Annotated in this window: 16 protein-coding genes and 6 pseudogenes; 8 read left to right on the forward strand and 14 right to left on the reverse strand. The window is 41.6% G+C overall.

Annotation, left to right across the window (positions count from 1 at the left end; all coding sequences use genetic code 11):
• Positions 1 to 420: 420 nt before the first annotated feature.
• The 5 genes from BQ9856_RS19965 (at position 421) to BQ9856_RS19985 (ending at position 5,669) form a co-directional block, all read left to right on the forward strand.
• A complete protein-coding gene (locus tag BQ9856_RS19965) occupies positions 421 to 1,017 on the forward strand; it encodes a TetR/AcrR family transcriptional regulator (protein WP_077612582.1) in 597 nt (198 codons plus the stop codon).
• A gap of 9 nt (positions 1,018 to 1,026) precedes the next feature.
• Positions 1,027 to 2,547: an ABC transporter ATP-binding protein gene (locus BQ9856_RS19970; protein ID WP_077612583.1), complete on the forward strand. Its 1,521-nt coding sequence runs from the start codon at positions 1,027 to 1,029 to the stop codon at positions 2,545 to 2,547.
• Positions 2,544 to 3,605, forward strand: coding sequence for an ABC transporter permease (locus tag BQ9856_RS19975; RefSeq protein WP_077612584.1), 1,062 nt, complete (start codon positions 2,544 to 2,546; stop codon positions 3,603 to 3,605). The genes BQ9856_RS19970 and BQ9856_RS19975 overlap by 4 nt, the downstream gene beginning before the upstream one ends.
• Positions 3,605 to 4,546 (forward strand): ABC transporter permease, encoded by a 942-nt coding sequence (locus tag BQ9856_RS19980; protein WP_077612585.1) that lies wholly within the window; start codon positions 3,605 to 3,607, stop codon positions 4,544 to 4,546. Before BQ9856_RS19975 ends, BQ9856_RS19980 begins: the two co-directional genes overlap by 1 nt.
• Before the next feature lie 64 nt (positions 4,547 to 4,610).
• On the forward strand, positions 4,611 to 5,669 hold the full coding sequence (locus BQ9856_RS19985) for a BMP family protein (protein ID WP_235839264.1): 1,059 nt from the start codon (positions 4,611 to 4,613) through the stop codon (positions 5,667 to 5,669).
• Positions 5,670 to 5,813: 144 nt separating this feature from the next.
• Here the strand turns inward: BQ9856_RS19985 and BQ9856_RS19990 are convergent, their stop codons facing one another.
• The 14 genes and pseudogenes from BQ9856_RS19990 to BQ9856_RS25340 form a co-directional block, all read right to left on the reverse strand.
• Positions 5,814 to 6,422, reverse strand: a complete 609-nt coding sequence (locus BQ9856_RS19990; RefSeq protein ID WP_077612586.1) for a hypothetical protein — start codon at positions 6,420 to 6,422, stop codon at positions 5,814 to 5,816.
• Between the two features lie 366 nt (positions 6,423 to 6,788).
• Positions 6,789 to 7,268, reverse strand: coding sequence for a peptide deformylase (locus BQ9856_RS19995; protein WP_077612587.1), 480 nt, complete (start codon positions 7,266 to 7,268; stop codon positions 6,789 to 6,791).
• Positions 7,269 to 7,411: 143 nt separating this feature from the next.
• Positions 7,412 to 8,899 carry an aldehyde dehydrogenase family protein gene (locus BQ9856_RS20000; protein WP_077612588.1) on the reverse strand — a complete coding sequence of 496 codons (1,488 nt, stop codon included), beginning with the start codon at positions 8,897 to 8,899 and terminating at the stop codon, positions 7,412 to 7,414.
• Positions 8,900 to 9,704: 805 nt separating this feature from the next.
• Complete coding sequence (locus BQ9856_RS20005; RefSeq protein WP_159442049.1) at positions 9,705 to 10,412, reverse strand: GNAT family N-acetyltransferase; 708 nt, start codon at positions 10,410 to 10,412, stop codon at positions 9,705 to 9,707.
• A 31-nt stretch (positions 10,413 to 10,443) separates the two neighbouring features.
• Entirely contained in the window at positions 10,444 to 10,857 is a 414-nt protein-coding gene (locus BQ9856_RS20010) for an ester cyclase (RefSeq protein WP_077612590.1), read from the reverse strand.
• Between the two features lie 231 nt (positions 10,858 to 11,088).
• Entirely contained in the window at positions 11,089 to 11,802 is a 714-nt protein-coding gene (locus BQ9856_RS20015) for an RloB family protein (RefSeq protein ID WP_077612591.1), read from the reverse strand.
• A 3-nt stretch (positions 11,803 to 11,805) separates the two neighbouring features.
• The gene (locus BQ9856_RS20020; RefSeq protein WP_077612592.1) at positions 11,806 to 12,357 is read right to left on the reverse strand and encodes an AAA family ATPase; all 552 of its coding nucleotides are present in this window, start codon (positions 12,355 to 12,357) and stop codon (positions 11,806 to 11,808) included.
• Positions 12,358 to 12,791: 434 nt separating this feature from the next.
• Positions 12,792 to 13,502, reverse strand: a complete 711-nt coding sequence (locus BQ9856_RS20025; protein WP_077612593.1) for an RloB family protein — start codon at positions 13,500 to 13,502, stop codon at positions 12,792 to 12,794.
• Positions 13,502 to 14,881 carry an AAA family ATPase gene (locus BQ9856_RS20030; protein ID WP_077612594.1) on the reverse strand — a complete coding sequence of 460 codons (1,380 nt, stop codon included), beginning with the start codon at positions 14,879 to 14,881 and terminating at the stop codon, positions 13,502 to 13,504. Before BQ9856_RS20030 ends, BQ9856_RS20025 begins: the two co-directional genes overlap by 1 nt.
• Before the next feature lie 218 nt (positions 14,882 to 15,099).
• A complete protein-coding gene (locus BQ9856_RS25325) occupies positions 15,100 to 15,357 on the reverse strand; it encodes a recombinase family protein (protein ID WP_235839326.1) in 258 nt (85 codons plus the stop codon).
• 143 nt (positions 15,358 to 15,500) lie between these two features.
• A pseudogene (locus BQ9856_RS25330) lies at positions 15,501 to 16,142 on the reverse strand (recombinase family protein); the annotation flags it as partial.
• 156 nt (positions 16,143 to 16,298) lie between these two features.
• Positions 16,299 to 17,477 (reverse strand): annotated as a pseudogene (locus tag BQ9856_RS20040) (AAA family ATPase); the annotation flags it as partial.
• A gap of 218 nt (positions 17,478 to 17,695) precedes the next feature.
• Positions 17,696 to 17,953, reverse strand: coding sequence for a recombinase family protein (locus BQ9856_RS25335; RefSeq protein WP_235839326.1), 258 nt, complete (start codon positions 17,951 to 17,953; stop codon positions 17,696 to 17,698).
• 143 nt (positions 17,954 to 18,096) lie between these two features.
• Positions 18,097 to 18,738, reverse strand: a pseudogene (locus BQ9856_RS25340) (recombinase family protein); the annotation flags it as partial.
• Between BQ9856_RS25340 and BQ9856_RS25840 the strand changes: the two are divergent.
• The 3 pseudogenes from BQ9856_RS25840 to BQ9856_RS25850 form a co-directional block, all read left to right on the forward strand.
• Positions 18,706 to 19,707, forward strand: a pseudogene (locus BQ9856_RS25840) (IS91 family transposase); the annotation flags it as partial. The pseudogenes BQ9856_RS25340 and BQ9856_RS25840 overlap by 33 nt on opposite strands.
• Positions 19,708 to 19,974: pseudogene (locus tag BQ9856_RS25845) on the forward strand (transposase); the annotation flags it as partial.
• A gap of 4 nt (positions 19,975 to 19,978) precedes the next feature.
• A pseudogene (locus BQ9856_RS25850) lies at positions 19,979 to 20,432 on the forward strand (IS91 family transposase); the annotation flags it as partial.

A 20,432-nucleotide genomic window follows, 5' to 3' on the forward strand; every position in this document is an offset into this window, starting at 1 on the left:
CTTCGGTGGTGATTCCCCACCGTCGATACTAATATATTAGTACTAAAATATCAGCTTGTATATGGGTATTATCCCGGTTTTTTTGCCGATTATTTGTCATATTTTCACAAAATACCGCATATTTGTACCAGTTGTTTTTGTGTTTTAAACATTGTAAAAACATTAAAACAGCGCCTTGCTTTGATACTAATATATCAGCAATACTCATCCCGTAATGCTTTTCCGTCTATTATTCCAATCTATGGGAATTTTATTTCTTCCCCTTATTATTTTTTCTATTTTTCTTAGTTTTAAACGGTTTTGTCTTATAATATTAATCCCCAGCTTAACATTAGCAATTATTCTTTTTTTCCGTTGACACCCATCTGCTGTTTCCGTATAATGCAAGAAATTGGTCACCTGACCAAAAGGGGTAATGATATGAAAAATCAAAACAGCTCAACCGAAGACCGGATTCTGGATGCCGCCCTGGATATCATTCAGGAAAAAACCATAAGCGGGCTCAGGATCCGCCAGGTGGCAGAAAAAGCCCATATGTTTCAATCCAATATCCACTATTATTACAACAGCAAGAAGGATCTGCTCCTTGCCGTCCAGAAAAAAGTCTTAAACCGTTACCGCGAAATCCGCCAACACTCCATCAGTCTTATAAAAACCGGCTCACCGCCGGTTCTTGAAGATCATTTAGACATCTTCATAAAGCAGAAGATACATACCATTCTGAACGAAGATAAATATGACGTTGCAGAACTGGATTTCTGGAACCAGTCCCGGCTGGAGCCGGACATGCATCAGGAATTCTGCCGTTCTTACGAAAGCTGGCGCCAGGAGATCCGGGATATGATCGGCCGTTTCGCGCCGGAGATGCCTCCCGGCAAACAGAATCTGCTTTCCGGTATCGCAGTCTCCCTGTTAGAAGGGGCCGCAGTCCAGTTTCTGGTTGATCCGCAGGCATTTGACTTAAATGCTTATTTCGTATATTGCAAAGAAATCCTGATTAAGGAAATCAAAGGATAGGAGGGACTCATGAAAGAATTGCTGAAAATGGAACATATCACCAAGAAATTTGGGGAAGTGTACGCCAACCGCAATATCAATCTCTCGGTACAGGAAGGAGAGGTACATACCCTGTTAGGGGAAAACGGTGCAGGGAAAAGCACACTGATGAACATTCTCATAGGCTTATACCAGCCCACCGGCGGGGAAATCTGTCTGCACGGGGAAAAGGTACGGATCGAATCTCCAAAGGCAGCAGTCCGGCTGGGCATCGGCATGGTGCATCAGCATTTCATGCTGGTGGAAGCCATGACCGTCTTTGAAAATATCATTTTGGGCAGCAAGAAGGATTCCTCCATCTTTATAAAAAAGGAACATCTGAAAAAGGATATCCTACACCTCTCCGGGAAATATGGCCTGGACGTTGAGTTGGATAAGCCTGTTACTGAAATTTCCGTGGGAGCCCAGCAAAGGGTGGAAATTTTAAAAGCCTTATACCGCGGTGCAGAACTCCTCATCCTGGACGAGCCTACAGCCGCACTTACCGATCTTGAGACCGAGGGCCTGTTTGCGATCATCCGCAAACTGACGGGGGAAAAAAAATCCGTTATCTTCATTTCCCATAAAATGCGCGAAGTGCTTGCCATCAGCGACCGCATCACCATTCTTCGGGCGGGTGAAACAGTGACCACACTGGACAAGGATAAGACGGACGGAACCCAGCTCGCCAATCTGATGATCGGGCGGGAAATGGCTCCGGGCAACTATAAAAAGATCACAAAACCCGGAGCAGAGATATTGGGCCTGGAACACGTGGATTACCAGAAGGAACATAAGCACAGCGGTTTAAATGATGTAAGCCTTACGGTAAAAAAAGGTGAGATCCTGGGCATCGCAGGTGTTGACGGAAACGGTCAGTCCCAGCTGGCCCAGCTGGCTGCCGGGGTCATTTCACCGGATAAGGGAACCGTGACGCTGAAAGCCGGCCGGGTCTCCCGGTTCGCACCAAATGGCTTTATCCTTTCCCACGTCTCCCACATACCGGAGGACCGGAATAAAATGGGCCTTATCGGAAACATGACCGTGCGGGAAAACCTGGTATTAAAATCCACGGAAGAGGAGAGGTTCTCCTATGGCCGCGGTGCATTGCTAAAGAAAAAATCCATAACCGCCTTTGCCCTGGATATGCAGAAAAAAAATGACATCCGTTGTGCTTCCATCGAACAGGAAGTCCGCAACCTATCCGGCGGAAACCAGCAGAAAATCATTCTGGCAAGGGAACTGGAAAACAAGCCCGAGCTTCTGGTAGCAGTCCACCCCACCAGAGGGCTTGATATCGGGGCTGCCCGCTACGTTCACGACACCATGATCGAAGCCAGGGAAAAGGGTTGCGGCATTCTCTTAATCAGTGCGGACTTTGATGAGATCTTAAATCTTTCTGACCGGATCATCGTTATGTTTGAAGGCAGGGTCATGGGCGTCTATCCCGGAGACAATCCACCCATCGAACAAATCTCACTGGCCATGGCCGGAAAGGAGAACCAGACATGAAACAAAAAGATAACCTGATTAAAATCATTGTGCCGGTGATCTCCATTCTGGCGGCCTTTACTATAGGCGGAATCATCATACTGTGTCTCGGAAAAAATCCGTTCCAGGCATACGGTTTCTTATTTTCCGGTGCATTCGGAAGCAGCAGGAAGATAGCCCAGACCCTGGTCATCGCCTGTCCGCTGATCTTCACAGGTCTGACCGCTTCTTTCTCTTATAAATGCGGCGTCTTCAATCTCGGAGGAGAGGGTCAGTTCATCATGGGAGCCGTTGCCAGCATCTTTTTTGTCACGAAGTCCGGAATCGAAGGGGCTCCGGGAATCCTGTTAAGCCTTTTCATCGGCGCGGCCGGCGGTGCCGTCTGGGGTGCAATCCCGGGAATCCTTAAAATTACCCGGGGGCTCAATGAGATGATCGTCAGCATCATGCTCAATTACGTGGCAACGCTGTTCATGGGCTATGTATACACCACGCTCCTGCGCGACGGGAGCGTACCGCAGACCTATGCCATTCCTGACAGTACAAAAATCGCTTTTATTTCCAAAAGCTTTCCGGTTCACTGGGGAATCGCCATTGCACTTTTCCTGGCCTCCGCAGGCTATTACTTTCTCTTCTGCACTTCCAAGGGATTTAAACTGCGGGCAGTCGGTTTAAATGCTACCGCCGCATTTTTTAACGGCTTTCCGGTCAACCGGTATGTGCTGTTCTCCTTTATTACCTCGGGGGCTGTCGCCGGGCTGGGCGGCAGCGTGGAGCTTCACGGGAAACAGCTCCGCCTGATGAGCGGTTTTGGCCAGGGCTTTGGCTTTGACGGCGTGGCAATCGCCCTCATCGCCCAGCTTAACCCCATAGGCACAGCAATCGTGGCTTTTATCTTTGCAATACTCAGAAAAGGGGCCAGCACGCTCCAGACCGGAATGCAGGTCCCTACCGCAGTCGTTGACATCATCCAGGCGTTAGTTATCATATTTGCCGTTGCCGGCACCGCACTCCTTAAACTGCCGGCGATCAAACAATACTTTAGCAGACAATCCGGGAAAAAGGAGGGAATGAACTGATGGACGCTTTTTTCAACTTGAATTTTTTTGTGGAATTGCTGTTATCGACCGTCCGTATGGCAACTCCTATCCTGTTTGCAGCTCTGGCGGAAACCTATTCCGAACGGGCCGGTCTGGTTAATATCGGCCTTGACGGCATCATGTCCTTCGGCGCCTTAGCCGGCTTTCTCATCGGCTTCCGCACCGGAAGCCCCATGGCGGGAATCGCAGCCGGCGCTCTGTCCGGAATCGCCATTAACATGATCTATGCCTTTTGCACCATTAAGCTTTGCGCTCCCCAGATCGTGTACGGCATGGCAATCAACATCTTTGCTCCGGCCCTGGCTTCCTTCCTCTACCGCCTGTCGTTTTCCGACACTTCCACCCTGATCCAGGGGGTATCCATGAAGGCAGTGCCCCTTCCGGTACTTGGCAATATCCCGGTCATTGGGCCTGTCTTCTTCAACCATATCCCGCTGGTATATATTGCATACCTTCTGGTTCCGGTCACGGCTGTTTTCTTAAACCGGACAAAGGCAGGGCTGAATTTCAAGGCAGTAGGGGAATTTCCAAAAGCCGCCGAGACTCTGGGAATCAATGTGGTCCTTCAAAAATACATTGCCTGCATCATCTGCGGGGCCCTGGCCGGCATTGGCGGAGCGTATTTAACCATCTGTTACACCAGTACCTATTCTGAGGGAATCGTAGCCGGGCGGGGCTTCATCGCATTATCAGCTGTTATTTTCGGCCGCTGGATGCCGGCCGGTGTCCTGCTTGCCTGCCTGCTCTTTGGTTTCTGCGACGCCTTACAGATCCGCCTGCAGCTTTTAAGCCCTTCCACCCCCTACCAGATACTCCAGATGATCCCTTATCTGTGCACCCTGTTCGTACTGGCATTTTTCGGCATCAAAAAAAGCGGCCCCAAGGCAAACGGACAGCCCTACTACCGGGAAGAACGTTAATGGTAATTACAGGACATTTCCTGGGATTATATACTACTTCAAACATTCAAAGGAGGATTTCATTATGAAAAAGACTATGAAAACAGCTTTTCTGTTCCTGGCAGCCGCTCTTACCGCCATGAGCCTGTCAGCCTGCGGTAATTCCACCTCTCCATCTTCCGCAGAAACAACCGCAGCAGACACCTCTGCTTCCGGTACATCAGCCGCCGGAACCACTGCTGCCGCTGAAACCGCAAAAGGCAAAGACTTTAAGATTGCCATGGTTTTGGATTCTTCTGTTTCGGACGGGGGCTGGGGAGCCAGCTGCTACCAGGCAATGGTCGACGCCGCTAAGGACAGCGGTTGGGAGACCGTCTATACCGATAATGTGGCAACTGCAGATTATGCTACGGTCATGACCGATTATGCAGAGCTGGGCTATGACCTTATCTTTGCTCCCGGCAACCAGTACACCGATGCAGTAAAGCAGGTGGCGGAAGAATATCCGGAGATCAGGTTCGCCCTGTTAAACGGAACCGTAGAAACCGATAACATCACCTCCATCCTTCCGGATGCAAAGCAGATCGGCTATATGGCAGGCGCGCTGGCAGGCCTTATGAGCAAAACCGGCAGCATCGGTTTCATCGGCGGCATGGAGCTTGACACCACAAAGGCAAAGCTGGAATGTTACGAGAAAGCCGCACAGAAGGTAAATCCGGATATCAAGGTTTCCTCTGCATACGCCGGTTCATTCAGTGATACCGCAAAAGGAAAGGAAATCGCTTCCTCCATGATTTCCACCTATCATGTGGATGTGATGTTCGGCGATGCATCTGCGGTTGATACCGGTGCACGGGAAGCCCTGGCAGGATCAGAAGGCAAATACGACATCGGCCAGCCTGGAGACTTAGGCTCTGCCGATGATAAGGTTATCATCTGTTCCGTAGTGACCGATAACGCAGCTTTGATCAAGGCTTGTATGAAAGACGTGGAGTCCGGTTCCTTTGGTAACCGTACCATCTACGGCGATTTAAGCAACGGCTGTTTAAGCATCGGAACCTTCTCAAATCTCGTACCTGAGGATGTTCAGACCCAGTATAAGGAAATCGTAGACCAGATCAAGGCAGGAACCTTTATCCAGTAATACTAAAAGGCCCATGGGAGCACTTCCATTGCAGGTGCAGCCATGGGCCTTTCTTAAACTATGTCTAAGAAAGACACCGTTTCTTTCGATATAAAAAGGTTCATTAAAAATGGGGAATCATTAAATTTTATATTTGTCAGTTCTTTATTCAGACAGAGCAAAAGAGTCAAAGAAGACATCTACTTCAGGACTTCTTTCTCCTGTGGTATTCATTGCCTGAAGCTGATACATACGATCTCCTACAACGTAAACTCTCTGATAAAAGGTAATTGTATCAGAACCTGACTGTCCTGAATATTTGACTTCCTTGCCGGCATAATCCCCCAGCATGATGTCTTTGCTTTCTTCAATGGGATAAGGTATGCCCGTCATTGCGCTCTCCAATACTGCAGCCGTATCAGTAACACTGCCTTCCGGATAGTCACTATAAATCACATTATATGCTGTATCACTTAATTCTACATAATAAGAATGTAATTCAACCGAGGTTCCGGCAGCAGGCACCATCTGTACGCTCTCTTCGGGCGTTCCAGGAAAAGCCGCTGTAAACGCGCCCTTAGGATCTTCAAACGGTTTAAATGCATCGGCCGGATCCGTTTCCTTCGCTTCTTCTGTTGTCTCCACTGTCTCTGCATTTACTGCAGATTCTGAAGTCTCAGAAGCCTCTGCAGCCGTTTCAGTTTTTTTATTGCATCCCGTAAATGCTAACATTAATAAACAAGCTAAAAATAAACAATAAAATCTTTTTTTCATATTCTCTCCTAGTCAATTGGTATTGGCAGCCCCCAGCTTTAACTTATGTAAAACATCGAAAGCAATAGGATTATATCACAATCACGCCTCGGTAACAATATTTATTTTTATTTTGTTTATTTCATATATTTTGTAACCTGTTTGTACTGAAAATTTTGTTGACGTTTGCTCTTCTTTGAATTCCGCTTAACTATTGTACATTGTATTCAACATATAGCTGTTCAAGTTTATTTCCGTTATCTTTATCAAACGTCATCTCGATATTCTTTTTCTTTTTGCCATAGCTGTATTTGATTTCAGAACTGTATTCATAATCGCTTTCCGGCTCCCCAAACTCCTGTTTTATCTGATTAAGGTAAAATGAAGCTATCCCTTGATTACAAACGATTTATTATCAATGGCCCTCATTGTAGCGAGGATTCCGTCAAGATGGTCATATTCATGCTGCAGCAGCTCAGACATATCCCCTTCGAATTCCAGGGAACAATCATTCCAGTTCTCATCCTTGTAATGGAACACGCACCTTTTATACCGCATCACCTTAACAAAAAGTCCCGGAAATGACATACAATCATCGAGCACTTCCATCTTTTCATCGTCCGGGTACTCGATCCGGGGATTGATAAATAATATCGGCGACTCCAGATGCCGGTATATGATCCGTTTCTTTACTCCGATCTGGGGAGCCGCAATTGCCCTGCCCACACCATATTTGTTTCGAAATTCAATCAGGCTGTCCCGCAGATCATCCTGTATCTGCCTGATTCGGGGCAATTCATCTTTCGTGCATTCTTTACTCATCTCATACAGCTTTGGATCACCGAGAAGAAGAATCTTTCTTTCCATTTGTCGTACTCCTTTTTACTTTATTACAATTTACGCTGTCTTTTTCAACAATCATACCATACATTTTCCGGCAAATGAAGTACTCATGCAAAAAAGCGGCCTTGGAACCTCAGGATCCAAAACCGCTTTCCCTGCTTAAAATATTATTTTACCGGATAAACACCGGAAGGAGCTTCCCCTAAATTTATTAAAATATTTTTCATCTGGGTATAATGGTCCAGGATCACCTTATGTGTCTCACGTCCGATCCCGGAAGTCTTATATCCGCCAAACGGAGCTCCCTCCGGAATGGCATTGTAAGTATTGACCCACATGCGTCCGGTTTCCACCGCCCTGGCAACCCGGATGGCCCGGTTGATATCCCTGGTCCAAACAGCACCGCCCAGTCCGAACTGGCTGTCATTGGCCATGGCAATAACCTCATCTTCTGTTTTAAACTTTATGATACATGCAACCGGTCCGAAGATCTCTTCCTGGGCAACCCTCATATGGTTGGTCACATTACCAAGAAGCGTTGGCCGTAAAAAGGCTCCATTCTCCAGGCCGTCTTCCCTGACCTGTACTCCGCCGCAGAGCACCTCAGCGCCTTCACTTCTTCCCACTTCTACATAGCCCAGGATCTTCTCCATCTGCCCTTTGTTGATCTGGCTTCCCATCTGGGTATCTGCTTCCCATGGAAGGCCTACCTTCACCTTGTTAAAACGCTTCACCGCCTCTTCCACAAATTTATCGTAAATGCTTTCCTGTACAAAGACTCTTGAACCGGCACAGCACACCTGCCCCTGATTGAACAGAATCCCCAATTGTACGCCATCCATAGCCATTTCCCAATCGCAGTCCTCAAAGAAAATATTGGCTGACTTGCCGCCCAGCTCCAGGGTAGCCGGAATAAGCTTTTCCGCAGCTGCCAGCGCCACACTTTTTCCCACTTCTGTGGACCCGGTAAAAGCCAGCTTTCGAAAGCCCTCATGCTCCAGCATATACTGCCCGGACTTGGAACCTGCACCTGTAATAACATTGAATACCCCGGCCGGTATCACATCCTGAACCAGCCTTGCAAACTCAAGTATGCTGAGCGGTGTTGTACTGGAAGTCTTAATAACCGTACAGCAGCCGCTGGCCAGAACCGGCGCCAGCTTCCAGGCTGCCATTAAAAACGGGAAATTCCATGGAACGATCTGCCCGACCACGCCGATCGGTTCCCTGAGGATCAGACTCAGGGTATTCTCATCCAGCACATTAGCACTGCCCTCATCCGCTAAAATACAGCCTGCAAAATAGCGGAAGTGCCGGGCTGCCAGCGGAACATCCACAGCCAGGGTCTCCCGTATGGGTTTCCCGTTATCCAATGATTCCACCATTGCCAGATGCTCTCTGTTGGCATCAATGATATCGGCAATTTTATTGAGAATAACAGCTCTCTGATTCACCGGCACATGCTTCCACGATTCAAATGCCTTCCATGCTGCCCGGACCGCTTCATCCACATCATCTTTTGTGGCTTGTGCACACTCAGCCAGCACCCTCCCGTCAGCCGGACAGGCAGTCGGAAATGTTTTACCGTCGGATGCATCTTTCCACTGACCTCCTATAAATAGTTGATATCTTTCCTGAAGCTCTACGTTCTTCATCATTTATTCTCCTCTCTTTTCCGGAATTGTGTATTCGACAGGTTCTTTACTGACCATTATATTCCCGCTTTTTAATCTGTCAATTTAAATATTAATTTCACATTATTTTGATATTTAATTATCTTTTCCTGATTATTATTTAACATTTTAAATTATTTTGCTTGTTAAAATAATTAATTTTATTTACTGTTATTATTGATAATTAATTCATTTTTCTATCATTATTGATTTTTCTTTTTGCACAATCTGTTCAATTTAAAAGGAGGAAAAAAGGCACATTGATATATTTTTCACTTCATTTTGGGAATTTTAAAGCTTTAACAATCCTATTCTGCTGGCAAAAACGGTATTTTTTTAACAACCCTATTTGTACGGCTTTTTCTTTCTTCCATTTTTTCCATATTAATCAAAGGATTGTAAGATTTTTTGTCATACTTATTTTTTTATTGATTTTACTTTCTCAACTTTCTTATCATATTGTTAAAATAATAACATGGCTGACTGTGGTTTTTTTACGTCACCGGACTTCCCGCATAAGCATTTACAATTTATGCCTTAACTTATTAGCTTTGCATATTGTATCCGCTGCTTCTTTGCGACACCTGACGATAGGTATCAGCAGGATATGAGGGATGCATCTATTAAGCAATGAAGCAATGGGATCCATATAAATGATATTAAAAAAAAATGCCATGAGGTTTTGACCGCATGACATTTTTTCACCTGTATGAATGTATTATTTACTTAACTCAACTACGAACTACAGCCGCACCATTCATCATAATCCTCCCCGACCGGACCTTACTTAGTCAGAAATCCAGAATGTCGTCAGCTCTGATATCTCCATTCCGATTTTTTTCTGCAATGCGAGGGATTCCGAATTATTAATTCTGACCTGGCAGAAAGGTATCACATTTAATTGCAGAAAATGATTTATTAAAAACGTTTCCAGCTTATACCCATAACCTTTTCTCCGATATTCAGGCAAAACTTCTAACAGCCCCATACTTCCTTCCAGATGCTCGCCTATAAAACCTGCCAGAGCATCATTGTCAAAAATTCCCCATAATTGTTTTTTGTCAATTAGTTTTTCAATATATTGTCTATCATCCATGGCATCATAATTCCGGCAGATTTGATCTATATATTCATAGGATAAAACTCTTATTGAATCAAAGTGACCTTCAAAGGTTTCATTCCTTCCGTATACTGCCTGGCAGACTTCAAACCGATTAGAAAACCTGCCTTTTTTCCGGATCCAGTCAGCTATATTATTTTGATGGACAGCAAACAAACGGTACTTGCCAAAGTCAATTATTGATTGACATTTTTCCAAATCCTGCATTGATATCATGTATGCATGACTGTTTCGTTCATGGATCACTACGCCATCGTTTTCAGCATATAGAATGTCCGCTGTTCCGCGTCGAAGCGGCTCCAGCATATCTATATTAGAAAGATGATCCTCTAATAAATACTGAATGGCTTTTTCTGTTAATATTTTCGAAGACATCCTGTCACTCCATATGAAATAAATTATCTTTTTACAGAGCAGGGCGGATGATCCCGGCTTCAAACAAAGCATCAAAAGTATTGGCTGCTCCACCGTGTTCAATAATTTTTCCGTCTACCACTTTATCGATATCAACCCCGGTTATGCATATTTTTTTACCGGTAGGCTTCATCCCCAGCCATTCACCTTTATGCGTACCTTCCATAATGAATTCGGAAATCACATAATCGCCGTCACAGTATTGGCGGGTAATGGTCATTTTTAAATCGGGATAGGTTTTCCTTACTTCCACCATATGCTGCTGCATTCCTTCTATCCCAACGGGAATCGTACTTTCTCCTAACCGAATCGTACAGGCATCGGATACGTATTCACAAACCTCGTCAATGAGATGGTTGGAAGTAACATGCTCGTAAAAATATTTTACTTTCTCCTTATTATCCATAAAAGCCTCCATATATCATTCATACATTTCAAAGGCCTACCTACCTTAAAAATTCTTCTGTTTTTCTATAACCGGCGGCAAAATCCAGATTCAATTTACCGAAAACGGAAAAGTTACTACAAAGAATACAGACGCTTCAAATTGTTCGTACGATATTGACTTTATTAAGTTGTCTGCCTAACTGACTTAATTTGCCATGCCTGCATAAAGGTAAATACATTTCGCTGAAAGCTAATTACATTGGTCCCTAATTATTGATTCGATGATACATCCGATATTGCTGGTTATGGTACCTTTGCAGATTGAAATATCGTTGTTAAGTTTTTTCTCTTGTTCAATGGCAATCAGAACATCATGTGCAAGTTCTCCGATAGCGCTGTTGCTCTTTGGACGCATTCCAGATTTTTTTCTAAATAAATTTTCGATATACCGTCTGCGGTTTTGTCCATTTCCAACCCAATTATTGGCAATGATATTGACCTGATCGGTAAGAATCAACTCATCAACTGAATTTGGATAGTGTAAGAGCAGAAACAGCTCAAAGCTTGGATTCGTCACTCCGAGTAAGTTCTTTTGAAGCCCCTTGGCAATTACTTCATTATAATCAGTATAGATGCTTTCAAAAACATCAGCATCAAATACCACAATCATCTTATCAAATTTGTGATCGAAGGCTATTGCACCATTTCTTTTCTGTTGATCGGCAAAATCAATAAGCTGCGTAGGGTTTGACAAATTTTCATCTTCATCAGTTTTTTCAAGGTAAACCAGTTCTATGTCTGAATGGATTGACAATTCTTTTCGAATATCTATTAACTTTTCAAAATACCATTTCTCAGTGTTCCGGCCTTCACAAATGAAGTAATAATGTCTGTAAGGTTCAATTTGAGCATCGTTGTCTGTTGAACGGACATTCCAATTGGTATATGAGCGAATTGGTGCCATAACTTATTCCTCCTTAAAGCAAAAAGAGGTAAACACAGGTATAGCACCATATCGACCTTCCAAGTAGGCCTTGCTAAGCTTTTTGTCATATCTCTCTTTAAATTTATCGAGTGAATATATATGGCTGCTGTTATCCTTGTCTCTTTCAACAAACCAAATTTCATCTCTTCGAAACAGTTCCTGATCCATTATTGACGATTCGTGTGTAGTGAAAATTAGTTGCATCTTTTGATCACAATGGAGCTTGTCAAACAGCTCAATAAACTTGGAAGTAAGTTTTGGATGCAAGCTGCGTTCCATTTCATCAATTACATAAACCTTGTTATTTCCTTTGTTTAGCAGCATATCCAGCAGTTCAAATAAGCGTCGGGTACCATCGGACTCTTCTTTAAATTTATAGCTGTAAAATGATTTTCCGTGTTTTAACTTAATTGTGGTGACTTTCGGTTCTTTCCCTTTTTGAAATTCTAAATTAAAGAAGCTGTGATTAGAGCGCATGGATACTTTAAAATTGCTTGTACCTTCTTCCTCGGACTTCTTTTTCAAATCATCCATTAAATCGTCAAATAGGGGTAAGTGCCTTAAGCGAGAAGAGATAGTGGAAGTTCTTTAGGCACTGACCGCTTTCCCAAAAACACAATAGCTACTCAGCCCGGTATCGTAATAAGGTATTGGCTTGATTTAGTTGTCTGCCGGACTGCTTCTAGCCTAAAAAAATAGAAACACCCCGCTTTTTTCTAAAAAAGCAGGGTGCATCTATAAAAAACGAGGGCCTTGAACCTTTCATTCAAAACCCTCGTCAGGCCTCATAAACACTGGCTTTTTCAGCTCTGCATCTATTTTGACCCGATCCTGTGTGTCATTAGGTCAAAATAGATGCAGGATTTAAATAAATCATAAAAAATTTTGAAAAAGCTGAGTCCAAATGTGGATTATCTCCAAACCCAGTTGAATGACGAGTTCGGTGACTATGACTCCTTATGTTTTTACTATTCAAATTGCTTTTTACGTAATTCTGTTATGAAAGTACCCATGTTACAGCCTATCTGATTGAGCATAACACTTACATCCTCGCAGATTTTCTTTTCTTCTTCTATTGCATCATCCACAGTGTTTAGTAGCGGTTGACACGTGAAGTTGCCCTTTGTATTAAACCCCAATATTTTTGATGCTTTCTTACTGGTATAAGTGTGTTTGAGGCTCACCTTACTATTTTGTAATATTTGTTTTTCATCTCCAAGAATGTAATTATTATAAGCGTTTGGAGCATGTAATAACAACCACATATCAAAACACGGATTTGTTGTCACCATAATTTCATCTTGCTTTACATTTGTCAGTAGTTCAATAAAATCAGCACTTTCTGTACCGTTATAAATATCCAGATCAAATACAATTACAAATTTGTCGTCTTCAGTATAGGTTGAATTTTCAGTTTCTTTAAGCTCTTTCCGTTTTTGCTCGGCAAGTCCAAAAAGCTTTTTAGGATTGCTCCACCCTTGATGCTCCCCTGTCTTTTCCAACGGGACAATATTGATTGCATTGTGTATGCCTAGCTGTCTTTTGGAATTACATATCCATGTAAAATATGTCCATTCTGTGTTTTGTCCTTCACACACAATATAGTATGCAATCCTAAACTCACCCGGTAGACCAATGTCAACCTCTCTAGTAAGAGGGCGATATTCTCTAAGCGGCATCACTGATCACCGCCTTTACATTCGGTTTGTGTGAAGATGGGCAATGCACCATACCGCCCATCTAAATAAGCTTTGTCAATTTTGCGATCATACCGTTCGCTAAATTTATCAAGCGAATAAATTATCGAAGCATTATCTTCATTTTTTTCAACAAACCATATCTCGTCACGCCGGAAGACATCCTGTGACATTATTGAAGATTCATGCGTTGTAAAAATAAGTTGTGTGCTTTTACCTTTAGTTAATTCTACAAACAACTGTAATAACCGTTCTGTTACCTTGGGGTGTAAACTTCTTTCTAATTCATCAACAATGTAAACTCCCCCTTCTTTATTTTGCATAACAATTCTCAATAAATCGAATATTTTTTGAGTACCATCTGATTCTTCGGAGAAAGCAAAATCATATACACTATTTTTATGATGTAGAATTATTGTAGTTACTTTTAATGATTCTTCTTTTGTCTTTTGTTCAATTCTATACCAACCCGTGGGTCCAGAATGAATAATAGCAAACCCTTTAATTAATGAATTGTTTTGATTTTCATCTAGAGCCTTGGCAATTGCTTTATATACTCCGCTAGGTAACTTAGTTTCCAACTCCGAAATATCAATGTGCTCGTTCTTTATGTCAATGATCCCGGTATCAAAACTACGTACAGCATCAACAAATGACTGAAAATTATCTTCGCTGTTTTCATAGCATTCAAAACTTTGAATTACAGTGTCAGGCATAATAAAATCAAGATTTGAAGTGAAGTATTTGTATACATCAACAAAACTAATTAAATTCTTGCTGTTAGTTGCCTTTTTGCTTTTATTCACTGTATTAAGAAGCAAAATACGCCTATCATCCATAAAATCATTTGATATATTTAAAAAGTGGATTTCCTCATCTGATAAGTTAAGGAAACTTTTGTTTAAATTCAAATTGTATGAACTTTGTATATTGTCAAACTCCCTTTCGAAAATATACTCTTGTTTATCTTTACTAGGATATAATTTGTAAAGCCATTCTGCAGTAACTGTTTGTTGAGATAATATTGCAGAAAATCCATAAGCATAAAACGAGCCATTTGTATAGAACTCAAATTCAAATAATGACGGCTGCATCTCATTTTCCTTTGCTTGTTTGCAAAACATATCTTTTGAGTCTAGGGGAAGATTTGATTTTGCCACATGGGAAGCAAATTTCATTGCTTCAAAAATTTTACTTTTTCCAGAGGCGTTTGCACCATAAATAGCACTCAATTTAAGCAAGCTAACATCTTCAATTTTAAATATATGATCAAGATGGTTTTGAGTGCGTCCTGCAATCATAGAAAAAGTTTGTTTTTTATTGTAAGATAAAAAATTTTCCACCGAAAATCTAATAAGCATAAAAACACCTCTTTTCAAATTTGAGAGAAAATATCTCTAATAACTATTATATTACCACTTACTATTATATTATACAACTATTTTTGGAGATTATGAGAGTTTTTTTCTCTTTATAATTTCAAAGGTATCAACAGGCATGTCGAACGATAATGCTACACATAAATATAGTAACTATTTCAGGTGCGGTTGCGCACAAATACTCTCGTCCATTATGCTTTTTATGTCTTGCTATCTTCGTATTTAATATTTCCTTTTAAATTCTGTACTGTCTCAAACATCTCTTGGCTAATAATCGCTTGGTGAGAATTCTTAATGATAATCGTATCAATCTGTCCTTGGTTTTCTTCTTGTTTACCTGTGAGGAAATCTGGAGTATGAGTTTTTGGAGTAACATTGCGGCCAATATATTTTTCGTTGGATAGAATTCGGTCAATGGTTGATGTACTCCATTGCTCCTTGCCAGTGACAGTCTTGATACCGTGATCTTCAAGATGTTTCTTGAGTTTCCATTATCATCTCTGCCATAGCCTAAAAACTGTGAGTGATTTAGCTTTATATGTCCATGGTGACTGCTCTGTCGAATACCCCATTTGATTGCTTCGCTTTTCTGTCTGCTTTCTTCCTGATAAGCCGCAGCTGCCATAGTAATATACTTTTTCACCCGAGGATCATTAGACCAAATGTTCTCAGTTTCAAAGTAGACAACTACATTTAATTTTGATAATTCATCAAGCATAAGCAGGACATCCAGCGTATTACGCCCAAAACGGCTAAGGGATTTCATTAAAATCAAATCTACTTTTCCTTTTCTGCAATCATTCATTAATCGCTGAATTTCCTCTCTGTTATCCACTCTTGTACCTGATTCCTGTTCAGCGTAAATACCAGCAAAATTCCAATCCGGGTTATTGCAGATTTTTTGCGTGTAGTAAGCTACTTGCGATTTTAAACTCTGTCTTTGCTCCTCATGCTCGGTGCTGACACAGCAGTAAGCAGCAACCTTTAACTTTTTATCTATGTGATTATTTTTTGCAGTAATAGTCGTAATCTGTTTATTCACTTCAAAACCTCCTTGACACAAAAATGCAGCACCCGCTTGGGTACTGCAAACTTCAATTACTATTTTAGATACAAGAAAGTGCCTTCGGCACCTCAACTCCCCTAGCCCCTCATTCATGAGGGGAATTAGGGGATTCCTTTTTTGCGACTTTTTCTTTATAATGGTCTTATGAATGTCCTGCAAAAGATTTTTATTGACCATTATGAAGAAATGCTATATATTCTTCATCCTCGTGACGTTGTCATAGAGAATGTTGAAAAAATGATTCACTGTGGNAATTATCGAAGCATTATCTTCATTTTTTTCAACAAACCATATCTCGTCACGCCGGAAGACATCCTGTGACATTATTGAAGATTCATGCGTTGTAAAAATAAGTTGTGTGCTTTTACCTTTAGTTAATTCTACAAACAACTGTAATAACCGTTCTGTTACCTTGGGGTGTAAACTTCTTTCTAATTCATCAACAATGTAAACTCCCCCTTCTTTATTTTGCATAACAATTCTCAATAAATCGAATATTTTTTGAGTACCATCTGATTCTTCGGAGAAAGCAAAATCATATACACTATTTTTATGATGTAGAATTATTGTAGTTACTTTTAATGATTCTTCTTTTGTCTTTTGTTCAATTCTATACCAACCCGTGGGTCCAGAATGAATAATAGCAAACCCTTTAATTAATGAATTGTTTTGATTTTCATCTAGAGCCTTGGCAATTGCTTTATATACTCCGCTAGGTAACTTAGTTTCCAACTCCGAAATATCAATGTGCTCGTTCTTTATGTCAATGATCCCGGTATCAAAACTACGTACAGCATCAACAAATGACTGAAAATTATCTTCGCTGTTTTCATAGCATTCAAAACTTTGAATTACAGTGTCAGGCATAATAAAATCAAGATTTGAAGTGAAGTATTTGTATACATCAACAAAACTAATTAAATTCTTGCTGTTAGTTGCCTTTTTGCTTTTATTCACTGTATTAAGAAGCAAAATACGCCTATCATCCATAAAATCATTTGATATATTTAAAAAGTGGATTTCCTCATCTGATAAGTTAAGGAAACTTTTGTTTAAATTCAAATTGTATGAACTTTGTATATTGTCAAACTCCCTTTCGAAAATATACTCTTGTTTATCTTTACTAGGATATAATTTGTAAAGCCATTCTGCAGTAACTGTTTGTTGAGATAATATTGCAGAAAATCCATAAGCATAAAACGAGCCATTTGTATAGAACTCAAATTCAAATAATGACGGCTGCATCTCATTTTCCTTTGCTTGTTTGCAAAACATATCTTTTGAGTCTAGGGGAAGATTTGATTTTGCCACATGGGAAGCAAATTTCATTGCTTCAAAAATTTTACTTTTTCCAGAGGCGTTTGCACCATAAATAGCACTCAATTTAAGCAAGCTAACATCTTCAATTTTAAATATATGATCAAGATGGTTTTGAGTGCGTCCTGCAATCATAGAAAAAGTTTGTTTTTTATTGTAAGATAAAAAATTTTCCACCGAAAATCTAATAAGCATAAAAACACCTCTTTTCAAATTTGAGAGAAAATATCTCTAATAACTATTATATTACCACTTACTATTATATTATACAACTATTTTTGGAGATTATGAGAGTTTTTTTCTCTTTATAATTTCAAAGGTATCAACAGGCATGTCGAACGATAATGCTACACATAAATATAGTAACTATTTCAGGTGCGGTTGCGCACAAATACTCTCGTCCATTATGCTTTTTATGTCTTGCTATCTTCGTATTTAATATTTCCTTTTAAATTCTGTACTGTCTCAAACATCTCTTGGCTAATAATCGCTTGGTGAGAATTCTTAATGATAATCGTATCAATCTGTCCTTGGTTTTCTTCTTGTTTACCTGTGAGGAAATCTGGAGTATGAGTTTTTGGAGTAACATTGCGGCCAATATATTTTTCGTTGGATAGAATTCGGTCAATGGTTGATGTACTCCATTGCTCCTTGCCAGTGACAGTCTTGATACCGTGATCTTCAAGATGTTTCTTGAGTTTCCATTATCATCTCTGCCATAGCCTAAAAACTGTGAGTGATTTAGCTTTATATGTCCATGGTGACTGCTCTGTCGAATACCCCATTTGATTGCTTCGCTTTTCTGTCTGCTTTCTTCCTGATAAGCCGCAGCTGCCATAGTAATATACTTTTTCACCCGAGGATCATTAGACCAAATGTTCTCAGTTTCAAAGTAGACAACTACATTTAATTTTGATAATTCATCAAGCATAAGCAGGACATCCAGCGTATTACGCCCAAAACGGCTAAGGGATTTCATTAAAATCAAATCTACTTTTCCTTTTCTGCAATCATTCATTAATCGCTGAATTTCCTCTCTGTTATCCACTCTTGTACCTGATTCCTGTTCAGCGTAAATACCAGCAAAATTCCAATCCGGGTTATTGCAGATTTTTTGCGTGTAGTAAGCTACTTGCGATTTTAAACTCTGTCTTTGCTCCTCATGCTCGGTGCTGACACAGCAGTAAGCAGCAACCTTTAACTTTTTATCTATGTGATTATTTTTTGCAGTAATAGTCGTAATCTGTTTATTCACTTCAAAACCTCCTTGACACAAAAATGCAGCACCCGCTTGGGTACTGCAAACTTCAATTACTATTTTAGATACAAGAAAGTGCCTTCGGCACCTCAACTCCCCTAGCCCCTCATTCATGAGGGGAATTAGGGGATTCCTTTTTTGCGACTTTTTCTTTATAATGGTCTTATGAATGTCCTGCAAAAGATTTTTATTGACCATTATGAAGAAATGCTATATATTCTTCATCCTCGTGACGTTGTCATAGAGAATGTTGAAAAAATGATTCACTGTGGGGATCCCTCTTTCGGCGGTGCCATGTACGGATGCCCTTTTTGTGGTGAGCTTAAGTTTGTTCCGTTCCGCTGCCACTCCAAGTTTTGCCCTACCTGCGGGAACCGATATTGTATTGACCGCTCAACCAAAATGTCCTTTAAGCTCATCCGCTGCACCCACCGACACTGTGTTTTTACCATTGATGAGGATCTCCGCCCCTTCTTCCTCGAAGAACGGCCCCTGCTGGATTGTCTTTTCCAAGCGGTACGCAGTGTCATTCTCCGAATGTTCTACTCGTTGAATAAAAGCAGAAACTTTGTTCCCGGTTTCATCTGTGTCCTCCACACCTTCGGCCGGCCTCTTGAGTGGAATCCCCATATCCACTGCCTTCTTACGGAAGGCGGATTCTCTGACGATGGCTTTTGGCGCGTTGTGAAGCATTTCAACTACACTTACTTAAGAATGGCTTTCCAAACCGCCCTTCTAAATGAAATGGAAAAACGCATCGGTCCCTCTTTCAAAAAAACCAAGGCTGCCATTTACCACAAAAACAAAAATGGATTCTACGTTTATGCAAAGCCCAGTCTCTGCGATCCTGATACCGTAGTGAAATATATCAGCCGTTATCTCGGCCGCCCTGTCATTGCCACTTCCAGGATTGATTCCTACGATGGCACAAACGTGACCTTCCATTACAACAAGCACGAGGATAACTCTTATGTTGTGAAAACGATTCCCGTGTTGGACTTCATGAAACTTCTCATCCAGCACATACCAGAAAAACATTTCAAAATGACCCGATATTATGGTCTTTATGCAAGGCACCGTGAGGCAGACAGACGGCTTTGTAAAGCCGTGCCAAAATCAAAGCACAAAATCCTGTTAGACTTTAATCGGTGGCGCACACTTTTTCTCTTATCNTGGAATCCCCATATCCACTGCCTTCTTACGGAAGGCGGATTCTCTGACGATGGCTTTTGGCGCGTTGTGAAGCATTTCAACTACACTTACTTAAGAATGGCTTTCCAAACCGCCCTTCTAAATGAAATGGAAAAACGCATCGGTCCCTCTTTCAAAAAAACCAAGGCTGCCATTTACCACAAAAACAAAAATGGATTCTACGTTTATGCAAAGCCCAGTCTCTGCGATCCTGATACCGTAGTGAAATATATCAGCCGTTATCTNTGCCATGTACGGATGCCCTTTTTGTGGTGAGATTAAGTTTGTTCCGTTCCGCTGCCACTCCAAGTTTTGCCCTACCTGAGGGAACCGATATTGTATTGACCGCTCAACCAAAATGTCCTTTAAGCTCATCCGCTGCACCCACCGACACTGTGTTTTTACCATTGATGAGGATCTCCGCCCCTTCTTCCTCGAAGAACGGCCCCTGCTGGATTGTCTTTTCCAAGCGGTACGCAGTGTCATTCTCCGAATGTTCTACTCGTTGAATAAAAGCAGAAACTTTGTTCCCGGTTTCATCTGTGTCCTCCACACCTTCGGCCGGCCTCTTGAGCGGAATCCCCATATCCACTGCCTTCTTACGGAAGGTGGATTCTCTGACGATGGCTTTTGGCGCGTTGTGAAGCATTTCAACTACACTTACTTAAGAATGGCTTTCCAAACCGCCCTTCTAAATGAAA

The sequence above is a fragment of the Clostridium sp. Marseille-P2415 genome (genome assembly GCF_900155545.1).
Taxonomy (GTDB): Bacteria; Bacillota; Clostridia; order Lachnospirales; family Lachnospiraceae; genus Lacrimispora.